Origin of the sequence: Methanosarcina sp. DH2, assembly GCF_020804225.1 — an archaeon.
In the GTDB taxonomy this organism is placed as follows: Archaea; Halobacteriota; Methanosarcinia; order Methanosarcinales; family Methanosarcinaceae; genus Methanosarcina.
Genome location: NZ_WJBI01000023.1, coordinates 15,222 through 37,683, shown reverse-complemented (window position 1 = coordinate 37,683; position 22,462 = coordinate 15,222). Strand labels below are relative to the sequence as shown.

General features: G+C 41.3%; 25 protein-coding genes. 10 read left to right on the top strand and 15 right to left on the bottom strand.

The features are described from left to right. The first annotated feature begins 287 nt into the window (after positions 1-287). A complete protein-coding gene (locus FXV91_RS18510; protein ID WP_229392270.1) occupies positions 288-863 on the top strand; it encodes a helix-turn-helix domain-containing protein in 576 nt (191 codons plus the stop codon). Beyond that, on the top strand, positions 860-2,350 hold the full coding sequence (locus FXV91_RS18505) for an FAD-dependent oxidoreductase (protein ID WP_229392269.1): 1,491 nt from the start codon (positions 860-862) through the stop codon (positions 2,348-2,350). Before FXV91_RS18510 ends, FXV91_RS18505 begins: the two co-directional genes overlap by 4 nt. 71 nt (positions 2,351-2,421) lie before the next feature. Here the strand turns inward: FXV91_RS18505 and FXV91_RS18500 are convergent, their stop codons facing one another. The 4 genes from FXV91_RS18500 to FXV91_RS18485 all read right to left on the bottom strand — a co-directional run bounded on the left by FXV91_RS18500 (position 2,422) and on the right by FXV91_RS18485 (position 6,279). Further along, positions 2,422-2,715, bottom strand: coding sequence for an FtsX-like permease family protein (locus tag FXV91_RS18500; protein WP_229392268.1), 294 nt, complete (start codon positions 2,713-2,715; stop codon positions 2,422-2,424). A gap of 396 nt (positions 2,716-3,111) precedes the next feature. After that, on the bottom strand, positions 3,112-3,825 hold the full coding sequence (locus FXV91_RS18495) for an ABC transporter ATP-binding protein (protein ID WP_229392267.1): 714 nt from the start codon (positions 3,823-3,825) through the stop codon (positions 3,112-3,114). A gap of 3 nt (positions 3,826-3,828) precedes the next feature. After that, complete coding sequence (locus FXV91_RS18490; RefSeq protein ID WP_229392266.1) at positions 3,829-5,037, bottom strand: FtsX-like permease family protein; 1,209 nt, start codon at positions 5,035-5,037, stop codon at positions 3,829-3,831. A 15-nt stretch (positions 5,038-5,052) separates the two neighbouring features. Beyond that, positions 5,053-6,279, bottom strand: a complete 1,227-nt coding sequence (locus FXV91_RS18485; protein WP_229392265.1) for a COG1361 S-layer family protein — start codon at positions 6,277-6,279, stop codon at positions 5,053-5,055. A gap of 779 nt (positions 6,280-7,058) precedes the next feature. On the opposite strand from FXV91_RS18485, the gene FXV91_RS18480 reads away from it, so the two are divergent. Beyond that, on the top strand, positions 7,059-7,700 hold the full coding sequence (locus FXV91_RS18480) for a TetR/AcrR family transcriptional regulator (RefSeq protein WP_229392264.1): 642 nt from the start codon (positions 7,059-7,061) through the stop codon (positions 7,698-7,700). A gap of 76 nt (positions 7,701-7,776) precedes the next feature. Here FXV91_RS18480 and FXV91_RS18475 read toward each other — a convergent pair whose 3' ends face one another. From FXV91_RS18475 to FXV91_RS18460, 4 genes are all read right to left on the bottom strand, one after another. Next, positions 7,777-8,295, bottom strand: a complete 519-nt coding sequence (locus FXV91_RS18475) for a plasmid pRiA4b ORF-3 family protein (RefSeq protein ID WP_229392263.1) — start codon at positions 8,293-8,295, stop codon at positions 7,777-7,779. 87 nt (positions 8,296-8,382) lie between these two features. Continuing rightward, complete coding sequence (locus FXV91_RS18470) at positions 8,383-10,527, bottom strand: type I restriction endonuclease subunit R (protein ID WP_229392262.1); 2,145 nt, start codon at positions 10,525-10,527, stop codon at positions 8,383-8,385. A gap of 466 nt (positions 10,528-10,993) precedes the next feature. Further along, positions 10,994-11,377 carry a hypothetical protein gene (locus FXV91_RS18465; protein WP_229392261.1) on the bottom strand — a complete coding sequence of 128 codons (384 nt, stop codon included), beginning with the start codon at positions 11,375-11,377 and terminating at the stop codon, positions 10,994-10,996. Between the two features lie 65 nt (positions 11,378-11,442). Next, positions 11,443-11,793 carry a hypothetical protein gene (locus FXV91_RS18460; RefSeq protein ID WP_229392260.1) on the bottom strand — a complete coding sequence of 117 codons (351 nt, stop codon included), beginning with the start codon at positions 11,791-11,793 and terminating at the stop codon, positions 11,443-11,445. A gap of 603 nt (positions 11,794-12,396) precedes the next feature. On the opposite strand from FXV91_RS18460, the gene FXV91_RS18455 reads away from it, so the two are divergent. Continuing rightward, positions 12,397-13,098, top strand: coding sequence for a hypothetical protein (locus FXV91_RS18455; protein WP_229392259.1), 702 nt, complete (start codon positions 12,397-12,399; stop codon positions 13,096-13,098). A 336-nt stretch (positions 13,099-13,434) separates the two neighbouring features. Here FXV91_RS18455 and FXV91_RS18450 read toward each other — a convergent pair whose 3' ends face one another. The 6 genes from FXV91_RS18450 to FXV91_RS18425 all read right to left on the bottom strand — a co-directional run bounded on the left by FXV91_RS18450 (position 13,435) and on the right by FXV91_RS18425 (position 17,068). Further along, entirely contained in the window at positions 13,435-13,758 is a 324-nt protein-coding gene (locus tag FXV91_RS18450) for a hypothetical protein (RefSeq protein WP_229392258.1), read from the bottom strand. Beyond that, positions 13,755-14,054 carry a hypothetical protein gene (locus FXV91_RS18445; RefSeq protein WP_229392257.1) on the bottom strand — a complete coding sequence of 100 codons (300 nt, stop codon included), beginning with the start codon at positions 14,052-14,054 and terminating at the stop codon, positions 13,755-13,757. The genes FXV91_RS18450 and FXV91_RS18445 overlap by 4 nt, the downstream gene beginning before the upstream one ends. A 215-nt stretch (positions 14,055-14,269) precedes the next feature. Then, positions 14,270-14,476: a hypothetical protein gene (locus FXV91_RS18440; RefSeq protein ID WP_229392256.1), complete on the bottom strand. Its 207-nt coding sequence runs from the start codon at positions 14,474-14,476 to the stop codon at positions 14,270-14,272. A gap of 232 nt (positions 14,477-14,708) precedes the next feature. Next, positions 14,709-14,921 carry a hypothetical protein gene (locus tag FXV91_RS18435; RefSeq protein ID WP_229392255.1) on the bottom strand — a complete coding sequence of 71 codons (213 nt, stop codon included), beginning with the start codon at positions 14,919-14,921 and terminating at the stop codon, positions 14,709-14,711. A 104-nt stretch (positions 14,922-15,025) separates the two neighbouring features. After that, on the bottom strand, positions 15,026-16,201 hold the full coding sequence (locus FXV91_RS18430) for a class I SAM-dependent DNA methyltransferase (protein WP_229392254.1): 1,176 nt from the start codon (positions 16,199-16,201) through the stop codon (positions 15,026-15,028). Positions 16,202-16,675: 474 nt separating this feature from the next. Further along, entirely contained in the window at positions 16,676-17,068 is a 393-nt protein-coding gene (locus FXV91_RS18425) for a zinc-ribbon domain-containing protein (RefSeq protein ID WP_229392253.1), read from the bottom strand. A gap of 447 nt (positions 17,069-17,515) precedes the next feature. Between FXV91_RS18425 and FXV91_RS18420 the strand changes: the two genes are divergently transcribed. The 6 genes from FXV91_RS18420 (at position 17,516) to FXV91_RS18395 (ending at position 21,493) form a co-directional block, all read left to right on the top strand. Then, positions 17,516-17,701: a hypothetical protein gene (locus tag FXV91_RS18420; protein WP_229392252.1), complete on the top strand. Its 186-nt coding sequence runs from the start codon at positions 17,516-17,518 to the stop codon at positions 17,699-17,701. 24 nt (positions 17,702-17,725) lie between these two features. Beyond that, complete coding sequence (locus tag FXV91_RS18415) at positions 17,726-18,076, top strand: hypothetical protein (RefSeq protein WP_229392251.1); 351 nt, start codon at positions 17,726-17,728, stop codon at positions 18,074-18,076. Positions 18,077-18,348: 272 nt separating this feature from the next. Further along, on the top strand, positions 18,349-19,020 hold the full coding sequence (locus FXV91_RS18410; protein WP_229392250.1) for a flavodoxin family protein: 672 nt from the start codon (positions 18,349-18,351) through the stop codon (positions 19,018-19,020). A gap of 18 nt (positions 19,021-19,038) precedes the next feature. Then, on the top strand, positions 19,039-19,893 hold the full coding sequence (locus FXV91_RS18405; protein ID WP_229392249.1) for a DUF169 domain-containing protein: 855 nt from the start codon (positions 19,039-19,041) through the stop codon (positions 19,891-19,893). A 179-nt stretch (positions 19,894-20,072) separates the two neighbouring features. After that, positions 20,073-20,915, top strand: coding sequence for a fumarate hydratase (locus FXV91_RS18400; RefSeq protein WP_229392248.1), 843 nt, complete (start codon positions 20,073-20,075; stop codon positions 20,913-20,915). Next, the gene (locus FXV91_RS18395; protein ID WP_229392247.1) at positions 20,915-21,493 is read left to right on the top strand and encodes a FumA C-terminus/TtdB family hydratase beta subunit; all 579 of its coding nucleotides are present in this window, start codon (positions 20,915-20,917) and stop codon (positions 21,491-21,493) included. The genes FXV91_RS18400 and FXV91_RS18395 overlap by 1 nt, the downstream gene beginning before the upstream one ends. A 90-nt stretch (positions 21,494-21,583) precedes the next feature. On the opposite strand, the gene FXV91_RS18390 is transcribed toward FXV91_RS18395, so the two are convergent. Continuing rightward, positions 21,584-22,417, bottom strand: coding sequence for a winged helix-turn-helix domain-containing protein (locus FXV91_RS18390; RefSeq protein WP_229392246.1), 834 nt, complete (start codon positions 22,415-22,417; stop codon positions 21,584-21,586). Positions 22,418-22,462 lie beyond the last annotated feature (45 nt).

Genomic DNA, 22,462 nt, shown 5'->3' with positions numbered 1-22,462 from the left:
TTCCGGATTTAAGAGAACTCCCATATTTCTTTATCCAGATGGAAAAAAACACATCATCTCCTGTGCCTGTAAAATGTTTACCTAACCAGTGTCCTGGCGGCCTTTCGCCCGTCCTGGAAATATCTGCGTGGATTTCTGCCGGGTTACGTATATACCCGGTCTGTTTTTCCCTTCCTTTTTCGTTATTTTAATCATTTGATAACATTCCCCGTTTTTTTCTCTTGACAATATATTTTATCATTGAATAACACATGTTATATAACATATGTTATTCAATTGGGGTCTGTATGCCACCCAAAACAAAATATGACAAAGAAGCCATTGTAGAAGCCGCTTTTGCCATCGCAAAAGAAGAAGGATTTGCCGGCATCACCGCGCGCAGCGTGGCGAAACGCCTTCGTTGCTCGGTTGCGCCGATCTATCTCAATTTCGGGACAATTGATGATTTGGTTAAGGCTGTGGTCGAGCGTGTTTTTGCCCTTTCGGATGAACTGCTGGCAAAACAAAAAGGACAGCATCTTTTTGAAAACATCGGGAAAGCCAGTTTAGTGTTTGCGCGGGAATACCCGGTCTTTTTTCGTGAACTGGTAATGCAGCAAAATCCATACATGACTTCGTATGAAACCATTCAGGACACTATGGTTGAAGCACTGGCTGAAGATGAAAGCATGAGTGGTTTGACGTATGATGAACGCAAGCGCCTGCTTTTAAAAATGCGGATCTTTCAAACGGGGATGTCGGTCATGATCGCCAATGGTCATCTGTCCTCGCTTGATGACCAGGCCGCTGAAACGCTACTTATGGAAATGGGGAAGGATCTCCTGCTAATACAACAAATAAAACAAAAGGGGACGGAGCCATGAAGAAAATAACTATTATAGGTGGGGGTATCGCCGGATTGAGCGCTGGAATCTTTGCCCAAAAGAACGGATTTGAAAGCGTTATCCTGGAGAAAAATCACAATTTAGGCGGGGAATGTACCGGCTGGAATCGAGAAGGCTATCACATCGATGGATGCATCCACTGGCTGGTTGGGACAAAAGTAGGAACACCGATTCATGACCTTTGGGTCACTGTTGGCGCACTGGAAGGGGTTAAGATTTTCCATCCAGAGAGTTTTTTGGCTTTTGAGCACGACGGCGTTATGGTACATCTTTATCGCGATCTTGACCGGCTTAAGTACAGCTGGCTTGAACTATCACCGGAAGATAAAGATGTTATTGAAGATTTTTGCCAGGCGATCAAGAAGCTGCAATCGTATGAAACACCCGTTGAAAAACCTGAGGACTTGATGACGTTTATGCAAAGATTCCGGTTGATGATTTCATTGAAAGATGCGGGAACAGTTATGCGAAAATATGGTAAGATCAGCTTAAAGGACTACGCCAGTACCTTTAAGCATCCGGCGCTTCAGGCTGCTCTTGCTTCATTTTTACCGGAAGGCTATAGCGCCTCATTTATTTTCTTTGCGCTCGCGGCCTTTACCAAAGGCCAGGCCTCCATTCCCTATGGTGGCTCTAAGGCGCTGGCAATGCGCATGGTTGAGCGTTACCTTGCCCTGGGTGGAGCTATTGAAGCTCCGTGTGAAGCCGTTGAGCTGACCATAGATCACAACAAAGTCCATCGCGTCATCTGTCACAACGGCAAAATCTTTGAAGCCGATTATATCATTGCAGCATGCGATGCGCACGTACTTTATGAGCGGTTACTTAAAGGCAAGTACCCGGATCGCGAATTCCAAAAGCGATATAGTAACCCAACAGATTATCCACTTGCCTCACAAATTCTGGTGGCGTTAGGCTATGAAGGCACAATCGGAACCCTTCCACGGAGCCTGTCCTTTCCGATGCCCCCATTTGAGATCCATGAATCACCTATAAACCGTTTAACAATGACGCACTACCGGCATGAGCCGGCATTTGCTCCAGAAGGCCACACTCTGATCACCTGCAGCATCAACCAGTTCCATGCAGATTACGAAGCCTGGGATGCTCTCGCCCGGGATCCCGAGGCCTATCAACGGGAAAAAGAAAGAATAGGCAAAGAGATCCTCCGGGCAATTGAAACGCGTTTTCCCCGGATGAAAGGAAAAATCAAAGTCCTTGATGTCGCCACGCCGAAAACTTACGAACGGTATTGCAATGCCTATAGGGGAGCATTCATGCCGTTTTTACCGACCATTCGGGGAAAAATGATGGCCCACACCGGACGGATTAAAGGTCTGGATAATCTCTTTTTAACCGGTCAATGGTTGCAACCGCCAGGGGGACTGCCCGTCGCAGTCATTACCGGAAAAGACACAATCATGCGGCTTTGTAAACAGGAAAAAAAGCCGTTTGTAAGCTGTTAAATAGCCCGAAAAATTAACCTTGCTACCTTTACCCGAAAGTATGGACACCGTAGACCTCACGAGTAAAAGGTTCAGCAGAAACACAGCGACAATAATGAATACAATATTCTGAGCCCGTACAACAACCGGGATAAAGGGCATACCGCCATAGAGGTCAGATTTTGAACTGACGGGACTTCATACTGGCCTATTGTCAGAGCTATAAGGACTCCTGCAAAAGTACCGGCAAGGGTGCCCATAAGGCCGAGGATTCCACTCTGGAGAATGAATATCCTCTGGATGCTTGAGGCAGAGGCACCCATAGCGCGGAGCATACCGATCTGGCCTGTTGCTCCAATAACCGAAAGGTTCAGGGCACTTACCACACCAAAAGAGGCTATGATAATAAGTGTAAATGCTCGGCTATGCGGGCTTGACCTGCTCTCTCAATCTGGGAGGTATCCGCTGCAGAGGCCGGGAGGATCGGTGTAAAAAACAAAAAGAGTACGAAAAGCACGGCTTTCATGGTTTTTTTCCCCGATTTGATGACAAATAGATTGTTTTGATCTCAAAGATTTTTAATTATTTTCTGGGCTATGCATAAATCTTACTAGATTTACTGAATACAGCTTATTAACAACCTTAGTTCCCAAATTTTAAGCGCATATTAAGCATTATTACAAAGATATAATCTCAATTGATGCCGATTTTGAAATTCAGCCCAAAAAATTATGTGCTTATATTTTAAGTGTATAATTCAATACCAGGGGACCTTTATGCGCCTAAAAATGCGGAACGTAGGGGTTATTCTTTACCTCTTTTTTTTTCTCATCGTTAACCAGGTTGCCATCCTCGAGAGTAATTACTCTATCAACATACTCAGTATGCCACGGTTCATGTGTTACCATTACAATTGTTTGGCCATATTTTTCATTCAATTCTTTGAACACCTCCAGTACTTGTTTTGAGTTGTTAGTGTCCAGGTTTGCGCATGGCTCGTCAGCAAACAATATGTCAGGCTTTTTTGCTATGGCTCTTGCGATTGCCACTCTTTGCTTTTCTCCACCAGATAATTCATCAGGAACCCTGTTATGTTTCCCTTTCAGACCAACCTTATCTAATGCTTCAAGAGCAGTTTCATAAGATTCCTTCCTTGATTTTCCTTCCATCATGGAAAGGATATAAACATTTTCCGCAGCACTCATTTCATTAATGAGTGCATAATCCTGAAAGACATAACCGACTTGCGTTAGCCTATAATAGCTTCTTTCTGCTTCAGGCAAGCTGGAAACCTGTAATCCCCGAATGGTATATTCCCCATCTGTTGCGTCGTCTAACAATGCCAATATCCTTAACAGAGTCGTTTTTCCACTTCCAGATGCACCCATTATCGCTACAAATTCCCCTTTATTTATTTCAAACGAAACGCCCTTGAGAGCCTTGACAGCAGTTTCCCCAGTCCCATAATATCTTTTCAGGTTTTTCACTATGATCATTTTTTATCGTCCCCATATAGCTTTGAGTATGCTCTCTTTTGATACACTCCAGGCAGGGAGTGTCCCGGCTATTACTGATAGCGTAAGCATGGTAACTATGCTTTGAATAAGCAGCATGGGATCTATCTGGGGTCTTATTTCCATGGTTTCGTAGAATGTTACTGGATTTGCCTGGAAGTAAAGCATAAGTGAAAAGTATAAAGTCAATCCTGCGAGTATTCCTAAAGAAACATAGAACATGCTAAGGAATGCATAGGACAATACTATTGATCCTGGAGTAATGCCTACTGCTTTTAAAATACCTATCTCTTTTTTCCTATTAAGTACGTTGATATAGATAATGATAAGTACCAGTGCTGCACCTACGATCAAACTCACAAACTTTGACATAATATTTATAGCACCCATGCTTTGCATTGCTTGCTTTATGAGAGTTTCGGATTTATCAGCCCATGTGAAGATTTGCTCATTCACCCCAGCTTCTCTAATTTTATCCTGTACCTGTTCTTCACTTCCTTGCTTGTCAATCCTTACGACTACACTGGTAGCTTTACTCTCTTCTAAACCATAAACTTCTTCAATTTCTTTGTAATGTACCAGGGCATTAAGATCAACAAGTTCAAATGAGCCTTCCATGATGCCTTTGACTTTATAGGTCCTCTTTACGCCATTGCTGTATGTTACGTCAACAAGAGATCCTGGTCTTACTTCACCCAGGTTATCATATATTTCTGATCCAAAACCTGTACCTGCGATCATAGCACCAATGATAATCTCATCCCTGGAAAGCTCTCCTAAGAAATCTCCTTCACTGATAATGTATGGGTATTGTGAAATATCATACTCTTCTGTGGGAAGCAATCCTGTAATAGTTGCCCCTACAACTTTCTGCTTATGCTCAATAGATGCTCCAGCGTCCAGTCGTTTTGTTGCAGCTCTCACACCTTCGACCGCTCTGACTTTCTGCAAAACGTTATCAGCATTGTTAATATAGGTGTTGTCACCTGATGGTTCAATGACAATATCCCCGTAAGGGTAGTCTTGCATAAATCCGGTAAATAGAACAGTCATTCCCCCTATCATTGATGGAAGGAATACTAAGTTCATAAAAATGAGTGAGAGAACAAAAACTATGAACATTAGTGTTTTTTTGTTTCCTCTTTTTACACTGCAGTATGCAATGAGGCCCCCCACTCTGATATCGTTGATCATGTTGAAGACCTCTCATTATTTTTCGTTGTTAGCAGAGTCACCGCTGCCTTCCATTAACTGCTTAATTATCTCATCTTTTGACTTTTTTGTTCTATAATTAGTGTAAATTAGTCCCCCAATAACTGCCAGAATAAGCAATACAATTGCAGCTGTTCCTGCTCTATTATTACTTTCCAGGACTATAAGATTAATTTTCGTTTCAATTTGTTCTTCACCAAAATCATCACCATACGTTATGGTTACAGGGATTTCGTATTCTCCTGCTTGATCAACTAAAAAAGTAATTACTGCAGGCCCATCTTCATTTGGATCAAGAGTTCCTATAAAGGATTCTTTTAATCCTTTGAATGGATGGTCAGCATAGACTCTTATTGAATTTATTGATCTGTCACCAGAGTTTTCGATTCTCATAGTCAATTCTACAGTATCACCCATGTAAGGAAGGACAGGATCTACCTTTACAGATGCAAGATTCAAGCTTCCTTTTTTATCAAGCACAGTTATTTTAATGGCATATGCATTTTTTTGCTTACCAAAATCATCTTCATACTCTATAATGACAGGGATTTCAAACTCCCCTGACTTGTTTGCCTTAAACTTGAATAATGCAGTTTGACTTGCATTTAAGCCAAGAGTTCCAATTGTAGAAGTTTTAATTCCTTTAAACTCATGATCCATACTAACTACTACAGATTTTGCAATTGTGTCACCAAAATTTTCTATGCCTAAACTTAAGTCAACTGTATCTCCCTCATAGATGTATTCAGGATTGGTTTTGACAGAAGAGATTCTTGGCTCTGCATCTTCGCCTATCACCCTTATTTCAACTTCATAATATTTTTCTGTATCAACGGGCTTATTTGCATATGTTAATTTCATTTTTAGAAGATGAGGACCAGGTTTAGCATCGGGGGTTGTTCGCATGTGATATATCAGGTACCTTTCACTTGTACTATAAGTTAATTTTGAAACATTAGTAACCAAATTTTCTGTAACTATTATATCTGGAGGGATGCTGATTATCTCAAAAGTAATATCTTCAGGAGTTTTAGTACCGCAGCTCTCAAGATTAATTCCCAGGGTGAATTCTTCATCGATACCTATTGAACTGGGTCTTATTTCCTGAACCTCTGCGTTTACGCACGCATAACTAGAAATTTCTGCTTCAACAATAGAAATTCCTGTTAAAATAATTGCAAAAACTAATAAAAGCAAATATGTTTGTCTTGTCTTCGGATTCATTTTTTACTCACCTCGTTTTGAATTTTTTCTGTAAATTCAACAAGATTTTTAAAAATTAAATCTAATGAAATCATTTGCTGATAATAATCTCCGATGATTTTGAGCAATTCTTCAGAGCCCTCTTCTTTACTGGTGCATCGATTCCAAATTATGGAAATAAAATTGGATTTTGAAATCAACACAGGTCAATGGGTTTCCCATAAAAGAACCACAGATGGACACAGATGGACATGAATAAACACGAATTGAAATTATCTGTGTTCATCTGTGTTCATGTGTGTTTATCCGTGGTTTATTAAGGATATATGGAATCGATGTACTAGTGTTTCGATTCCAAAATACGTTCCAAAACATGAACTATAAAACCTATCCATTGATCAATTAATTTTTTCCTTCAATTATGGATTCATTTTTGAATCGATACACTAGTTTTACATCTTTCAATTATTGCTGAAAGCTTTAATCGCAGGACTGACCATGAGTTCATTCTTGGATTTTACTGCTTTAATTGTCATTGTAAACATCCTTAGTTCCCATATTTTAAGCTCATAAAGCATTATTACAAATATATAATCTCAATTGTGATGCCGATTTTGAAATTCAGTCCAAAAAATTATGTGCTTATATTTTAAGCGCATAATTCAACATCAGGGGACTTTTATGCGCCAAAAATGCGGAACGTAGGTAATAACGCTCATGAACAATGTTCACTTAAGAGATGTTAATACATACAACTTAGTAATAAAGCTTTTGAACAATGTTCACATAGGTGATTTCATATGCCAGCTAAAAAGACTGTTCAGGACGATCAGAAAAGCATCAAACGGGACAAAAAGGCGAAGATTAGCTCTATTCAGGATGCCACATGTAAGCTGATAGAGACAAAAGGTTATGAAAATGTGACTATCCGGGATATAGCTGAGGCTGGCGGTGTGAGTATAGGGCTGATTTATAAATACTTCCCGGGAGGCAAGTTTGACATCCTTAAGGAGATCAGTTATCAATACACGGATGAGCTATTGATGACAAAAAAGCCCGAAAATGTCAATTTTAATGATTTCCCTGGCTACATAAGAAACGTAATAAACAATATGCAGCAATACTGGAAAGACAACAGCTCTTTGACAAAAGCCTTGATTATGACTGCACTGCTCGACAGCGAGATCGTGGACGAAGTCAAAAATATGGATTTTAAAAACGAGTATTACAAAGCTGTAGCTGAATTTTTTTGCCGTTTCAAAGGCGTTGAGATAGGCGACAAAGATCCTGTTGAAGTTCTTATAGACTGGGGGATTGCGGTAAAAGGTATTATCATCTGCGATGTAATCTATTCCCTCTCTCTTATCAAGAGCGAAAAATCCCTGACTGAACTGATGGTTGATATCTCTCTTAATATATGGGGTTACCAAAAGAATCCCTAAACTTTTTTGACTCAAGCCCGGCAGTAATTATTCTGTATCAAAAGCTATTTCAAAGGTTATTCAAAGAAACCATTCCTTATTCATCGTCCCCATCAGGGTACTGCGGAGGGCTTTTTCTCACTTTCTTTGTGATCTTCGGATATTTTCCTTTTCCCGAATAATCCTCAATTGCTGTGACATCTATCTGGTGTAGCCAGTCGTCTCCGAAATCGAAGCGGTAGCCGAAAGCTCGGCCCACTTCCAGGCCCAAGGAATCAATAGTTGTAGTGCGGACGTCTCCTGCCATTTCCTCTTCCAGGCCCGGAAACTCTACGTCCGCTGGCAGGGAATAGACAGCAGACCTGTCATCCGGACCCACGCCAAGTAAAAACTCATAGAGATATTCGTCGAAGCGGTCAAATGCCCTGAAGATGGCTTCATGGAGGTCTTCTAAAGTTTGCTCCCCCCGGATCTGGATGGTGCGGGAAATAATCAGACCCTCGAACTCGTCACACATAGGCCCTCCCATCAAGTGGACGACCATAGTGTATAGTTTGGAAGGAGTTTTGCCTCTGGCACCCTCCTCCGAGACCTTATTATTCTTTCCTGGAGGCATATTCATTGTGATTGGTGGCGGATGAGATATATTTTACTGAGAAATTGATTTTCCTTGCAGTTAATTTCGCATTTACCCTGCATCAGATTATGCAACAACCGGTGCGTAAAGGTATTCTTGAAATCCAACAAATAGTTCTCTTGTTTTGGCAATCCCGCCCAAGACTGCCTTAGCATCGCTTATTGTATGGTATTTGAGTTCAAGAAGCCCTGGCAATTTTTCCGGGCCGAGTTCTCCAACACCTGTTTCTATATATTTCGAGAGGACAAAATCCAGAAACTCTTTTTGCTTCTCATTTAATCCTTCGAAAATTCTTGATTGAGCCCTGTTTACCCGCGTTTCCCTTGTGACTGGCTGCAGGGCAAAAGAGACGTACTCCAGTACATCAAACAAATCACTTTTTTCAGCATCAATAAGTTTTTGTAATGTTGTAAGCTCATCCATACCGTATCCTGCTTTGGCAAGTTTTTCAAGGAATGCACTCCGCGTCACCGGATTAGACCAGATTATACGAAGCTCATTTTCATCCTTGAAAAATTCTGGCAAAATGCCGAACAGGTTTTGTAAAAACTCCTGTGCTGAAATCGGTTTGCCGTCTGCACTCCAGAAAGAGGTGGAAATCATGTGTTGAATCTCACGCTCTTTTCCGTCACGCAGCTTTATTTTCAGTTTTTTCTTTGCCTCTTTTTCGTCCTCTCTCGACGAAATGTAGGGTTCTTTCGGATCTTTTACTTTTTTCGGCAGCTCAGGTTTAGACTCAGGCTCAATCGGCTCACCATCCCATTCCGGATCGGCAAAATGGTGGTATGCATCTACAAAATCGTAAATGGTAAAATATTCTTTTCCATCGAAAAGCCGTGTTCCGCGTCCAATTATCTGCTTAAACTCAATCATGGAGTTTATGGGACGCATGAGAATTATATTTCGGATGTTTCTGGCATCAACACCAGTGGAAAGCTTTTGTGAAGTGGTGAGAATCGTTGGGACCGTGTTTTCGTTGTCCTGAAATTCACGTAAATACTGTTCGCCAAGTGAACCATCATTTGCAGTAACACGAACGCAGTAGTTCGGCTCCCTGCTTGTTTTATATTGATTGACCAGCTCCCGAACTGCCATTGCATGAATCTGGGTGGCACAGAAGACGATAGCCTTTTCTTTCTGGTCGATTTCAGAAAGAAAGATCTTTACCCGCTTGGCTTCACGTTCTCTTATTTCGATGATTCGATTGAAATCAGCTTCAGTATAGATTTTCCCTGCTTCAACTTCGCCCTCAATGACCTGATCATCCGTAGTATAAATATAGTCATCTAATGTGGTTTTTATCCGTTTTACTTTAAAAGGCGTGAGAAAACCATCGTTAATGCCTTCTTTAAGTGAGTAGATGTATACCGGCTCGCCGAAGTATTTGTAGGTATCCACATTGTCATTGCGTTTGGGCGTCGCGGTTAAACCAAGCTGGACTGCCGGAGAAAAGTATTCCATGATGCTGCGCCAGTTACCTTCATCATTTGCGCCGCCCCGGTGGCACTCATCGATGACAATAAAATCAAAATAATCCGCAGGATACGCACCAAAATACGGCGTGTTTTCCGGGCCGCTCATGAATGTCTGAAAGATGGTGAAGAATATGCTGCCGTTGGTCGGCACACTCCCTTTTTTGCTGATCTCTTTAGGGCTGATACGCACCAGTGCATCTTCAGGAAAGGCTGAAAAGGCATTAAAAGCCTGGTCAGCGAGTATGTTTCTATCTGCCAGGAACAAAATCCTCGGCCTGCGTTTACCATCACGCTTCAGGTTCCACCGCGTCTGAAAAAGTTTCCATGCTATCTGAAAAGCGATGAAGGTTTTTCCCGTGCCGGTTGCTAGGGTGAGCAGGATACGCTGTTTTTCTTCGGCAATGGCAGCCATGGTATTATTGACCGCAATTTCCTGATAGTAACGCACAGCCTTTGTGCCGCCCATATTTTCAAACGGGACATGAGAAAAGGTTTCACGCCAATGGTTTTGAGTGGCGAATGTCCTGTTCCATAATTCATCAGGCGTTGGGAAATTGTCAATTAATCCTTCTGCGCCGGTTTTCATGCATATCTGGTAAATTTCCCTGCCATTGGCAGCAAAGGTCGTTTCGATGTGCATTTTTTCGGCATAGTTTTTGGCCTGAGCCACACCTTCGCCCACTTCAAGTTTGTCGCTTTTGGCTTCGATAACCGCAATTTTGCGGTCTTTATACACAAGTACATAATCAGCTATGAGCGGTTTAGCGAGTTTCCCACCGGTCTGAATTCTACCTAAAGTTAGATGGTATTCCCGAAGGATTTTTGAACCTTCTACTACACTCCAGCCACTTTCAATCAGCTTCGGATCGATGAGTTCTGCCCGGGTTTGCGCCTCATTCCTAGTGCATCGACTCCAAAATAAATTCCTAATTTAATGAAAAAATTCGTTATCTGTGAATGTATTCAAAAGTCAAGTTTTGTGAGTATACTTCGGAATCGCAGTACTAGTAATACCAGCTGAATTTCAGCCTTAGTAAAAAATAGGTCTACTTCTCTTGGAGCTTTTTTTGATAGTTCGCGATAAAATCGAAAATTATTTCAAAAATATACCTGATGTACATGTTAATACTCCACAGGTTCTGTTGCAAGGGCTTTCTCGATCGTATTGTGATTAGCTTCAATCTGTGCGCGGGATTTGATGATCAATTGATTTCCATTAATGTAGAATGTTTCGTAATAGCATTGAGTTCTTCCCTGTTATCATCTAGATAATTGGACATCGTTGTGAGTTGAGCATCATATGCTTTCTCTTCGACCTGCATATCAATCGCCACAGATCTCAATATGTGTATTTTTCTATTCAGCTCATTTGCATTCTCAGGTGTCGGATCTAGATTGTATACATCCCCTGCATCCTCAACATCTGCCAGTGCAGCATTAAACTTTTTTCCAACAGTTTCATAGCTTTTTTGTGCTGCTGCTGTATTATTTGCATGCGTCATAAGCGTACGGTTACTGAATTCTGGCTTATAATCATCCGATTTTTCTACCGCTGGTTTTTCTTCTATGCATCCGGTTATTACCATGATTGTGGTAATTATAAGTAGAATACAAATGGGACTTTGGTATCCGTTTTAGTTTGTCCACCTTATCACGCACCAAGGAGAAGACCAAAAAATCCAACAATGAGTAATGTAGCAATAGAACCTGCAACTATCCCAATAGCAACACCTGTTGCAATGATCTCTGCCGTCATACAGCAGCCGTTTCCGGTTTTTGATCTCTGTGATTTTATGCAGGCTTCTTGGTATTTGTACTCCTTGATGATTTCCCTGTGACGGCAAGTAGTACAAAGGAGCATGATATCATCTTTTTTAGTGGTCGGAGACCTGTGGGTTTTACCTTCGTACTCAAATTCCAGCAACCCGTCCTTTTCAGCTGGTTGTAAAACAACGGTCTCTTCACTGCCACATTTCGGACAAATCCATTTTAGTTCACCCATTTTTCAACACTTCCTTAACGGACTATTACGCCTTAATGGAAAGGCTTTCGTTATGCATATACTCTATTTTTATATTTATAATAGTTCGCTTTTAAACTTTGAATCGTCTATTATTTACAGATTATCTTCGTAGATTAGCTTGAAATTCTTATTTTGCATATTCCTAGATGTGCGTGAATAGTACATAGGATGTTGAAACTGATGTCGATAGCAACAGCTAAACACTTAGACTAATCTTCCAGTAGCTCTGCCTGAAATACTACAAAAAATTCTTGAAGATCTAGGGAAAGCCGGAAAGGCGCAACGTGTTGAAATAGATGGTGGATTTCTTGCGTGGGTACGAGTAGGAGATGAAATCACGCTTGAAGGCACAAGCCCAGAGAATGGATGCATCAAGACCAATCACGCTGGAAAGAGATATAAGGTCATAATTTACGACAATTTACGACAAGTAAGGTAATGAAAAATTGAGTTTAAGGAAAACATCTTTTTCAGATGTTTAACCAAACGTGTGTAATTTAAATTTTTTATCGCTTTACTCTTATACAATTTACACTATTTTATATATAACGTGAGTTCTTATCAACTGAGCGTTGAGCGATTATGAGTGATGACCCTAATTTAGATGGCAACGTAGACGACAATGTATATGAGATTTTAAATGATAGATATTTGCTTGAATGGCAGAGAACACAAAGCATAGAGAACAAAGCCACCTGTATTATAGGATTTATCGGAGTGTTATTGGTCTTCGGTGCAGATTTGGGTCTTAGTCATTTAAATGCACTTAGAAGTCATGTATATATGCTAGTGTTTTACATCATTTGCATTATCTCACTCACTATTACGCTAGTTGCTGCTATGAAGTCTCTTTTTCATGGTAATGAGTCAATGTGGGTACTAGATACAGATTATGTAATGCGTGAATATATTCGCAGAAATAGACCATTTATTAAAACAGTGTCGGACGGATTAAACGACGGAATTTCATATAACAATGAAGTTAATGCAACAAAAAATTCATTATTAAAAACGGCTGTAATATTTTTTTCTATAAGCACTGTTTTATTATTTATATTTTCCATATGGTACTCATGTGTAGATACACAACAACCTAATGTAACGTCTGATAGTTTTAACGATTCAGATAACATATCAGACAATATATCAATAAATAATTACACACAAAACCATCTTACTCAGAACAATTCCAAATTATCAGGACTTCCCAATAATTCGTTTGTGTATCAAGCTATTTTTTATAGATATAACTTGAATTTGACTCCAAAAGCCAAAAGATATTAATACAAACTTAATAGTAAATAGGTATGGTGAAAATATGAGAGAGACACTAGAAACGCATTCTAAATCTGCTTCTGGTGATTATTGTCCAATTACAATATACCCTCACGATGCAAAAATAGGTACTAGAATACAACCGCAAAAAGTAAACCCTATTAAGGCATTTTTTGCTAAAGAACCAAAATTCAAGCATAATAAATAATCACATCTCACATTTCTTAAATAAAATTAAGTGGAATGCTGGATAAACCAGCCCCTTTATCTCTTTTTCAGCAGCCTCAAAAGGCTGCGAGGGTAATCCCTGCAATCACTGTCAGAGCCTTACCGGAGTCAACCATCTTATTTCAAGCCCTCTAAGCCCATGTAAGTGCTCCTGCTGTTTTTTCGTTCGGCAACTATGTCCAAGACCAACACAAAGGTGATGATGCCTTGAATCACTCCGATCGCAAGGAATATCCAAGCCAAAGATCCTGAAACATATACAGCGCCCTCCGAGCTGATCCCTATGAAGAGTTGCAAACCTGCGACAAACCAGAGGACAATCGCGATAGCGCCTGCAATCACATTGCTATAGTTGTTTCGATCCTTGACGAACAAACAAAAACAGAATGCTCCGACTGCAAAAACAGCCAAAAACACCCATAAAGATAGAGGTATGATCATCGTTTCACCTTCTGAAGTACAATTTCCCGTCCCTTGAAATCCACCGAAATCACATCCCCATATTCCCATCCAGTAGCCTCACAGATCCGCGCGGAAATCGAGATCTGGAGAGTGTCACCGAAAACAATTTCTTCGTGTTCGTGTTCTTCACCTGCTTCCAGTAGGGTGATTTTCTTCGTATCAGGATCGGTCAGAATTGAAAATCTACTGTATTTTTTCCAGCCATACTGCGTGCAGATGTGTGCCGGAACACGAAATAGAATTCTTTCCCCCACATACGCATATATCGTTTTCATTGTCCGCTTCGACCAAGCTCGATATGGTGCGAGTATAGCCTCAATCCGCTCTCTCCGCTCCGCGTTTTTCGCTTCGCGGTCTCTTTTCCATTCTACTTCTCTGGCTTTGGCTGCTTCCGCACGTGCTTTTCGCTCAGCTTCTTTCTTTCTCCGCCTTTCTTCCTGTGCATCGAGCCAACGTACATGCCTTGCGGCTTCCGCTTCTCGCGCTTCTTTCAGTGGAGTATTCCGCTTAACTCAGGCTTGGTATACACCCAAAGACATCCATCTCTCCGCAGCCTCCTGAAGTATCCAGATCCTCTGCGGTTATGGAGTCCAAGGAGGTCTGCAACCTTTTTCAGATCAGTCCCTATCTTGTCTGCAAGCGTGCGAGCTGTAAATTCCTGCATTGTACTGGCAGCATCAAGCATTTTTGGGAGCATTGTTTGTGCTGGGGGTATTATCTCCACCTCCATGCTCGATCCATCGAAAAACGAATATCATGCCGTCTAAAAAGCTCGCGCAGCATGCCGATTTTTATTCGCTTTTGCAGAGGTTCGGGGTCTGGGACTTCTACAGGGTATCCGTAAACATTCTACAGGGTATCCGTAAACATATTTGATCATGCTCACAACCTCCCTACTCTTTTTGCTTTTTCATATAAGCCCATAAGCATCACCTATATTCATTAATCACAATCATTGCACCGATAACGAGTGACGAAAAGCCCATTAATATCAGAGTTGGGCTTATTGCGCTTTGCGCTGCGGCAGCTTCAGTACTGTTTTCTGCTTTGGCGTCATTCATCATATCTTCAGCAGCAATCGTGCCGCACAAGATAACGATGGAAAGAGAAACGAGAAGAATAAATGAACCGATTATTTTCATAATTGGAGAATTTGACAAAAATAATATTTAAACCGGATTCAAGTTTTCTGTTAAAAAATTTGCACAGATATGCTGTTTATCGGTTACAAAAGACGGACTATTCTTCAAGATCTTTCAAAGAAAAGAACTACTGTTTTAACCCCTGCACCCGTGAAAGTACCGCCTGGTAAATCAAGAACCGTGTGCAGATTGCAGCTTTCCAGCAGCATTTTGCGCAGGCTCACGGACGCATTATCGGTATTTGAAAGAAAGGTGTTCTTGATTATTACGCCAGCTCTGCCGCCTGCTTTTAAAATTTTTATAAAATGCTGGAGGAACAGAAAAGCGGTTTCGCCGGTTTTGATAGGGAAGTTCTGCTGTACCTCAGCGCGTTCCTTGCCGCCAGATGGGGGATTGGCAACTACGATATCGTAACGGTCTTTTTCCTGAATATCGGAAATGTTCTCGGTAAGGGTATTGGTATGCACAATATTGGGAGCCTCGATGCCGTGCAGAATCATGTTCATGATGCCGATGATGTAGGCAAGCGACTTCTTTTCTTTACCGTGGAATGTTTCTTTCTGAAGAATCTCCATATCTCTGGTGGTCAGGTCTTTGTTCGTGGTCAGTTTCTTGCTCTCTTTCATGTATTCAAAGGATTCCGCCAGAAAACCGGCAGAACCCACAGCCCCATCATACACCTTATTACCGATGGAGGGAGAAACCACCTTCACAATTGTTTTGATAAGAGGACGGGAAGTGTAATATTCGCCGCCGTTTCGGCCAGCATTGCCCATGTTCTTAATTTTATCCTCGTACAGGTGCGACATCTCATGCTTTTCTGTCTGAGAACGGAAGCGGAGTTCATCGACCGTATTCAGGACTTCACGCAGGTTGTATCCGCTCTGAATCTTATTTCTTAACTCGCTTAAGATCTCCCCGATTTTGTATTCGATAGTATTGGCGTTCTCGTGATAATCGACTTTGAACTTTTTCAGGTAGGGAAACAGCTTGAGGTTTACAAAATCCTCCAGATCACTGCCTGTAAGCTCGTTTTGATGGTCTATTTTACCTTCTTTGTCTTTGGGAACTGCCCAGGATTCCCATTTATACTCCGGACTGATAATGTCTGTATAAACCTCACCCTTCAGCTCTGCCTTATCTTTGTTATCTCTTTCAAGATCGTCCAGATATTTCAAAAAAAGAATCCAGGAAGTCTGCTCCACATAATCAAGTTCGCTACTGCAACCGGCATCTTTACGAAGAGTATCATCGATGTTTTTAAAAGTTTGTTCAAACATGTTATTATCGTTCCGTTGATCTATTTTTCTGCTTAGCCAGCACCCTCGGCTTTGCTCAGGAAGAATATCTGCAATGTGTTAGGGGTCAGGGTTAATAAACAGTTCACTTTCCTTACGTTTCCAATTATTTTGGTATTCTGATAAACAGTTGATTAGCTATCGGTCTATGAATATAATTTTGTACATTACAATCTTTTCACATTTGAGGTGCTCTCAGACCAGACAAACTAACTCCTAAAATTGGTCTGATAATCAATCCGTGTGTATTCTGAAGGAGCTGTCCGACAATTCCATTTCAGAACAAAAATATGAAAAAATAAAGCATATAAAGCCTTTAAACAGAAAAATAAGAATTAAGTTATTACTTTTGGAAATTGTCGGACAGCTTGCGAAGGGCTAGGTATTCTTGATCCCACACCGTACCATGCAATAAATTTACAAAAGAAAAAAATCAACAGAAAAAAATCAACAGATTTAGGCTTCTGCGATTTTTGCATTGATCTTTTCAGCAGTCTTGTAAGCATCGTAGATACCGATTGCCCAAACTATCGGATAAGTAATCATTCCTATGAAAACAAATATTAGTAAAAAATTAATTATCTGGATAGCCATGAATAAAAAACCCTTTACAAATTCGCCGTTGTAAATTTGTCCTAATCCCGCAAACAGGAATGAAGCTACAGCTGCAAAACCAGGATTTTTTGGGGATAGAGACTGAACATTAGTTTTTTGTCTCACTCCACAATGCGGGCAAATTTCAGCATCTGACCTGATTTGCTTCCCGCAGGATCGGCAAAAAACGCTTTCATTTATTTTAACCATTTCCACAACCTGACTATCCAGAGAAACACCTACATTTTCTTCCATGAACCCAAATAATGAATGTGTAGAACATAAAACTTCTTAAGTTTTTTCAGAATTATATAATAATGATTTTAAAAAAATACACTGGCTCTTCCGTAAGATATGATCTTCTGCCACGTTGGGTTCTTCACTGTTTTGTAAAAGTTGAAAATAATTATGTATTTTGAGAATAACTCCTCTGTATACAATTTTCAGTTACTGACCCGCAACCTAAAATGGTAAAACCGAAAATTTATTGCTTTTTATTCTCGATGAACTGTAATAGTAAAATCCTTTCCAGTGTCTCCGGAACATAAGAAAATAGAGCACCTTTAGAATTGATTATTGAGACAAAATCGAAATATATATCAAGAGAAAATTTTGAATAAATTATACAGTTACATTACTATGCAGGAGACATTATAAACGAAAAAATTGGTTTTGGGTTTATCTATTGTCCTTATGGTTCTTATGAGCGGATGCATTAACATGTCATTTGAATCAAAGGTAAACAAAAACGGAGAGATTGTTCAATATAACATGATAATGGACACGAACTCCTTTGTATATGGTATGTTAAATTCCCAGGCTTCCGAAAATGGAGAATCTTTGCGAGAGAGTGTGACCTCGCAGGGTGGAGATTATAAGGAAGAGTGAAATGGAGACAACGTCAGGATAATTATGACAGGTCTTTCTTCGGAAAAAGCATATACAGAAATAAGCGGAGATTATCTAACATATAGAGACCCGATTGGGGACCTAGCCTCAGATTATGGAAAAGATGAAGAAGACCCCTTCGGCATGAATGAAGCTATGGATTCCGCTATAAAAATACATTACTATTTAGAGATGCCAAATGAAATAATTGATTCCAATGCTGATTTTATTGATGGAAACAAGGCTGAATGGCACATGGTTAATTCAAACTCAATAAGAGACATATATGCAAAATGTGAAGTTCCTTTATTACCTGGAATCAGTTTATTCAGTAGCCTCTGCATATTCTTTATTGCAACACTTATGAAAAGATAACTACCTACTATTTTGTAAATTTGGTTGGGTTTAAGGCATTAAAACACTCAAGCTCAATCAAAATTCTTATTTTGAACTTTTAACAAAAATGGTCTCTTATTTTTTAGGAATTATGTTTTTAAATCACTTCCAGAAAGAAACTCTATTTTGAAACTGCTATAATTCGTAATTTCCCCAACCAGCGAATATAATAGAGAACACAATAAAGTTTTAATTGAATACAGTATTGTTATTTCTGTAAAAATTTTGTAAAAATAAAGAGAGGGAAAACCATGAAAATAGTCGGTATATCATCAAGCCCGAGAGGCAAGAACAGCAATACCTTAAAATTACTGGATGCAGCCCTTGAAGGAGCTGCAGAAGCAGGAGCTGAAGTTGAGTCTATTGATGTTGCAAAGCTGGATATAAAATACTGCATAGCATGTGATAAATGTCATAAAAAAGGTGAATGCTCGATAAATGATGACTTTCCGGCTTTGCTGGAGAAGTTACTGGCTGCAGACGGCATAATCTGGAGCAGCCCTAACTACATAACAAATGTGACAGCTCAGCTCAAGACAGTTTTTGATAGATGCCCGCTTGTTATCCATGAGCAGCTCTTTGAAGGAAAGTACAGCATGTCCTTAACAACTGCAGGCGGCGACGAGCTCGATTTTATCCTGGATATTATGAACAATTTCATGGTACAGTGCGGAGGTAAATCTATAGGAGGCGTGGGATGTTCAATGTACCTTGGCCCTGAAGCGGTAGAAGCAGCAATCGAAAAATCGCGTGGAATGGGCAAAGACCTTGTTGAAGCGATAAAAGAGAAAAGACAATACCCTGAACAGGAAGCCAGGCAGCAGGCATGGAAAGAAGGGTTCAAACATTCTATCCTTGCCAATAAAGAACGCTGGGCTCACAATTGCGACTACTGGATGGAAAAGGGCTGGATTAAAGAGTGAAAATAAAAAATAAACAGTATGAGCAGAAAGAGTATTTTCAAAGCAAATTCAGGGGAAAGTGATGTAATGGGGAATGTTGCAACGTTAAGCGTTGAAGAGCTTGGAAAAAAGCTTACAGAAGCCGGAAGGCTGCAACTGCGCCCTCTCTGTGTCTATGCAACGGATGAGATCCCGCAGAGTGCAGTCCCATCGTATACTGTAGACCGCTGTGTGGCAAAGGCGGTTTACATTTCCGCCCTCTTAAATGAGACTCCCGCCCTCTATGTCGAAGTCGGACACGAACAGTGCTGCGCTGGCGGACTGGTATGGATGGGGCTTGCTGAACCGCACCCGAAGTTGAAGTACTTCGTGACTGTGGGCACTCCGGACTTCCGGGGCGGTGCAGCCGAACACTTAAAGGCGACCCCTGAGTTGTTCGATGAGCAGAAAGAACGCGCAGGGAAAATTACTCCCCATGGCAAATACACAGTTATTGCGCCGTGTACTGATGAAGTTGCACCTGAGACTGTCAGGGCCTTTATCCTGTTTGCAGGCAGTGAGCAGATCAGAAACCTCTGCGGGCTGGCGCAGTTCAGCAACTCCAATCCCTTCTTTAAAACGGTAATACCCGGAGGCCCTACCTGTTCCATGATGATTGCTTTTCCGGCGGGCATGGCAGAAAATGCACCTGAGGACTCAGCTTATGTTGGGCCTGTCGATCCTACAGGAAACCCATGGCTTCCACCCGAGTTGATGATTATGGGCATTCCCGCGGCGCTCGCAAAGCAAATGGCTGCTGATCTGGAAGAGTCTTTTATCTGCAAAAGGAGCAGAATAGCGTATCCTGAAAAACATGTCAGTATAAAGCCGCCGGCTGCAGACTCGCAAAAATAAAAGCAAAGACTGTACCTTGAGCGTTCAGGGGACAAGAATTTATTTAATCAAAGAGCGCAATTCCCAGAAAGTTCAGGATTTATTCGCTAGGCATTCGGGATTAAAATCTCTTCTCCTGCGTTTATTTTCTATTTATCATATGTTTATTTTCTATCCGTCTAATCCATTTTGGTGGTCTTTTGTCTTCAAAAATCAGCCGTGAAACCTTTATCCGGTCTATTGCAGACCTCCTGCGAAAAGCAGAAATCGAGCTTCCTGATGACGTGGTGGATGCGCTCAGAAAAGCTGAAGCCATAGAAGAAAATCAGGTTGCAAAGTCCCAGCTCCAGGCAATTCTGAAGAATATCGAGCTTGCAAAAAATCACGCTGTTCCAATGTGCCAGGATACAGGCATCATGATCTTTTTTGCCGAGCTCGGGAACGAGTTTCAGCCGGGTTTTGACCTTGAAGCTGCAATAAAGGAAGCAGTTACCCTTGCAACAGTCGAAGTCCCTCTGCGCCCGAATGCAGTGGATCCCCTGAGCCGCAAAAACAGCGGGGATAATACAGGATCAGGAATCCCGGATATTCACTGGAAGCTGGTTCCGGGAAAACAATTAAAAATCACTGCCGCCCCAAAAGGTGCAGGTTCCGAGAATATGAGTTCACTGCGCATGCTTAACCCCACAGAAACCGGAAGTATCAAAAATTTCGTGCTTGAGACCGTGGTAAACGCCGGAGGGATGCCATGCCCGCCCCTGACAATAGGTGTGGGGATAGGAGGTTCTTTTGATGCAGCAGCCAGGCTTGCAAAAGAAGCCCTTCTTGAGCCTCTGGATGCCCCCATGAACGAGTTTGAAAAGGAAATTCTGAACGCGGTAAACGCCCTTGGAATCGGCTGTATGGGCCTCGGAGGCAGTACGACCGCCCTTGCAGTACACGTAAAAACCGCACACTGCCATACCGCTTCACTCCCTGTTGCCATAAACATACAGTGCTGGGCAAACAGGCATGCTTCAATCGTATTCGGGGAGGTAGAATAATGGAATATCATCTGCAGACCCCGCTTAAGTTAGAAGATATCGAGAAACTCACTGCAAGAGACATTGTTTACATCTCAGGAGAAATCCTTACAGCCAGGGATGAAGCTCATGCAAGGATTCTCGAAATGGAAGAAAAAGGAGAAAAACTTCCTTTTTCCCTTGAAGGAGCAGTTATCTATCACTGCGGTCCCCTTATGCAGCAGACCGAATCCGGCTGGAAAGTAGTTTCAGCAGGTCCGACAACCAGCGGTAGGATGTCAAAAATGACCCCTCTTCTCCTGAAAAACAATGAAGTAAGGGCAATTATCGGAAAAGGTGGAATGAAAGGTGTTGCAGATGCACTCAAAAACAGGTGCGTCTACCTCGCATACACAGGAGGATGTGCAGCCCTTGCCGCAGAGCTAATAAAAGAAGTAAAAACCGTCCACTGGCTTGACCTTGGCATGCCTGAAGCTGTCTGGGTTCTCAGGGTTGAAAAATTCGGGCCGCTTATTGTAGGAATTGATTCAAAAGGCAAAGATATTTTTGCAGAGGTAAGAGAAAAAGCTGAAAAAGTGCTTGAAAGGATGCAAGAATAAAAAAGGCAGCCTTCTCCTTTCAATACTGCTTCATACACGATAATTCATGAGCATTCTGTTCTAAGAGCACAATTCAGAGCTATTTTCTTTTTACTTAGAATCGCCCCTCTGATCTGGAAGAAGAAGCTGATTTGATGGCATGGGTCCCAGAGGTTTGGCCAGTACCCTGAAGTATTCAAAAGTTTCCTGACCCCAGTTCACGGCTTTTTCTCCGAAACTGGCTATAGTGTTGTTCTCACTTTCATAACTTTTACCGGTAGAAAAGCAGGTAAGAACCATAGTATCAGTTACAGCAATTGTAGGTGGAGTGATATTCTCGTTCAGCACATAAATTTCAAAGTTTTCAAGAAGTAGCAGGGTATCAAGCTCTCCTTTAAATTCTTCTATAAATTTTTCAAATACTAATTGAGTTAGTATTATTGATACCCTCAGTCCTTTTTTTGCATTTTCTGCACAGATGCCCGGATAGCGCAGATCATAATGTGAAATGATCAGAAGAATCTGTTTTGAGCTGTAAAGAGCCTCAGTCGTTTTCTGGTATGCTGAAGAAGCATCTTCGTCCTGACTGCTGTCAGGTATCAATGCCATAAGTTCCTCCATTAACTTAAAAAATGTGAGTGGGGCTCCTCCTGGCTTAACACCTGACCAGTAATCGTAGTTGTCCTCAAGTAGCCTGAAAGCTTTCACAAGAGATTCCATTCTTCGAACAAGGATTTTCCCCAGAAGGGAGAGACTGTATGCTCTGTCCTCCTGAACCACAAGCCCGTTTTCTTTCAGCCTTTTAAGCTGGGGCAGGATAGCGACAGAGTTAGTGTCGAGTTCGGAGTTGATTTCTTCGATGGTCCTGGGCTTCTCTTTTAGAAACAAAAGCAGATCTGTCCTCTTCTCGGAAGACAGGAGAACTGTGATCAAGGAAGATCTCATCAACTCTACTGCAAAAACTATGGATATATATTTTTTCATTCTCAA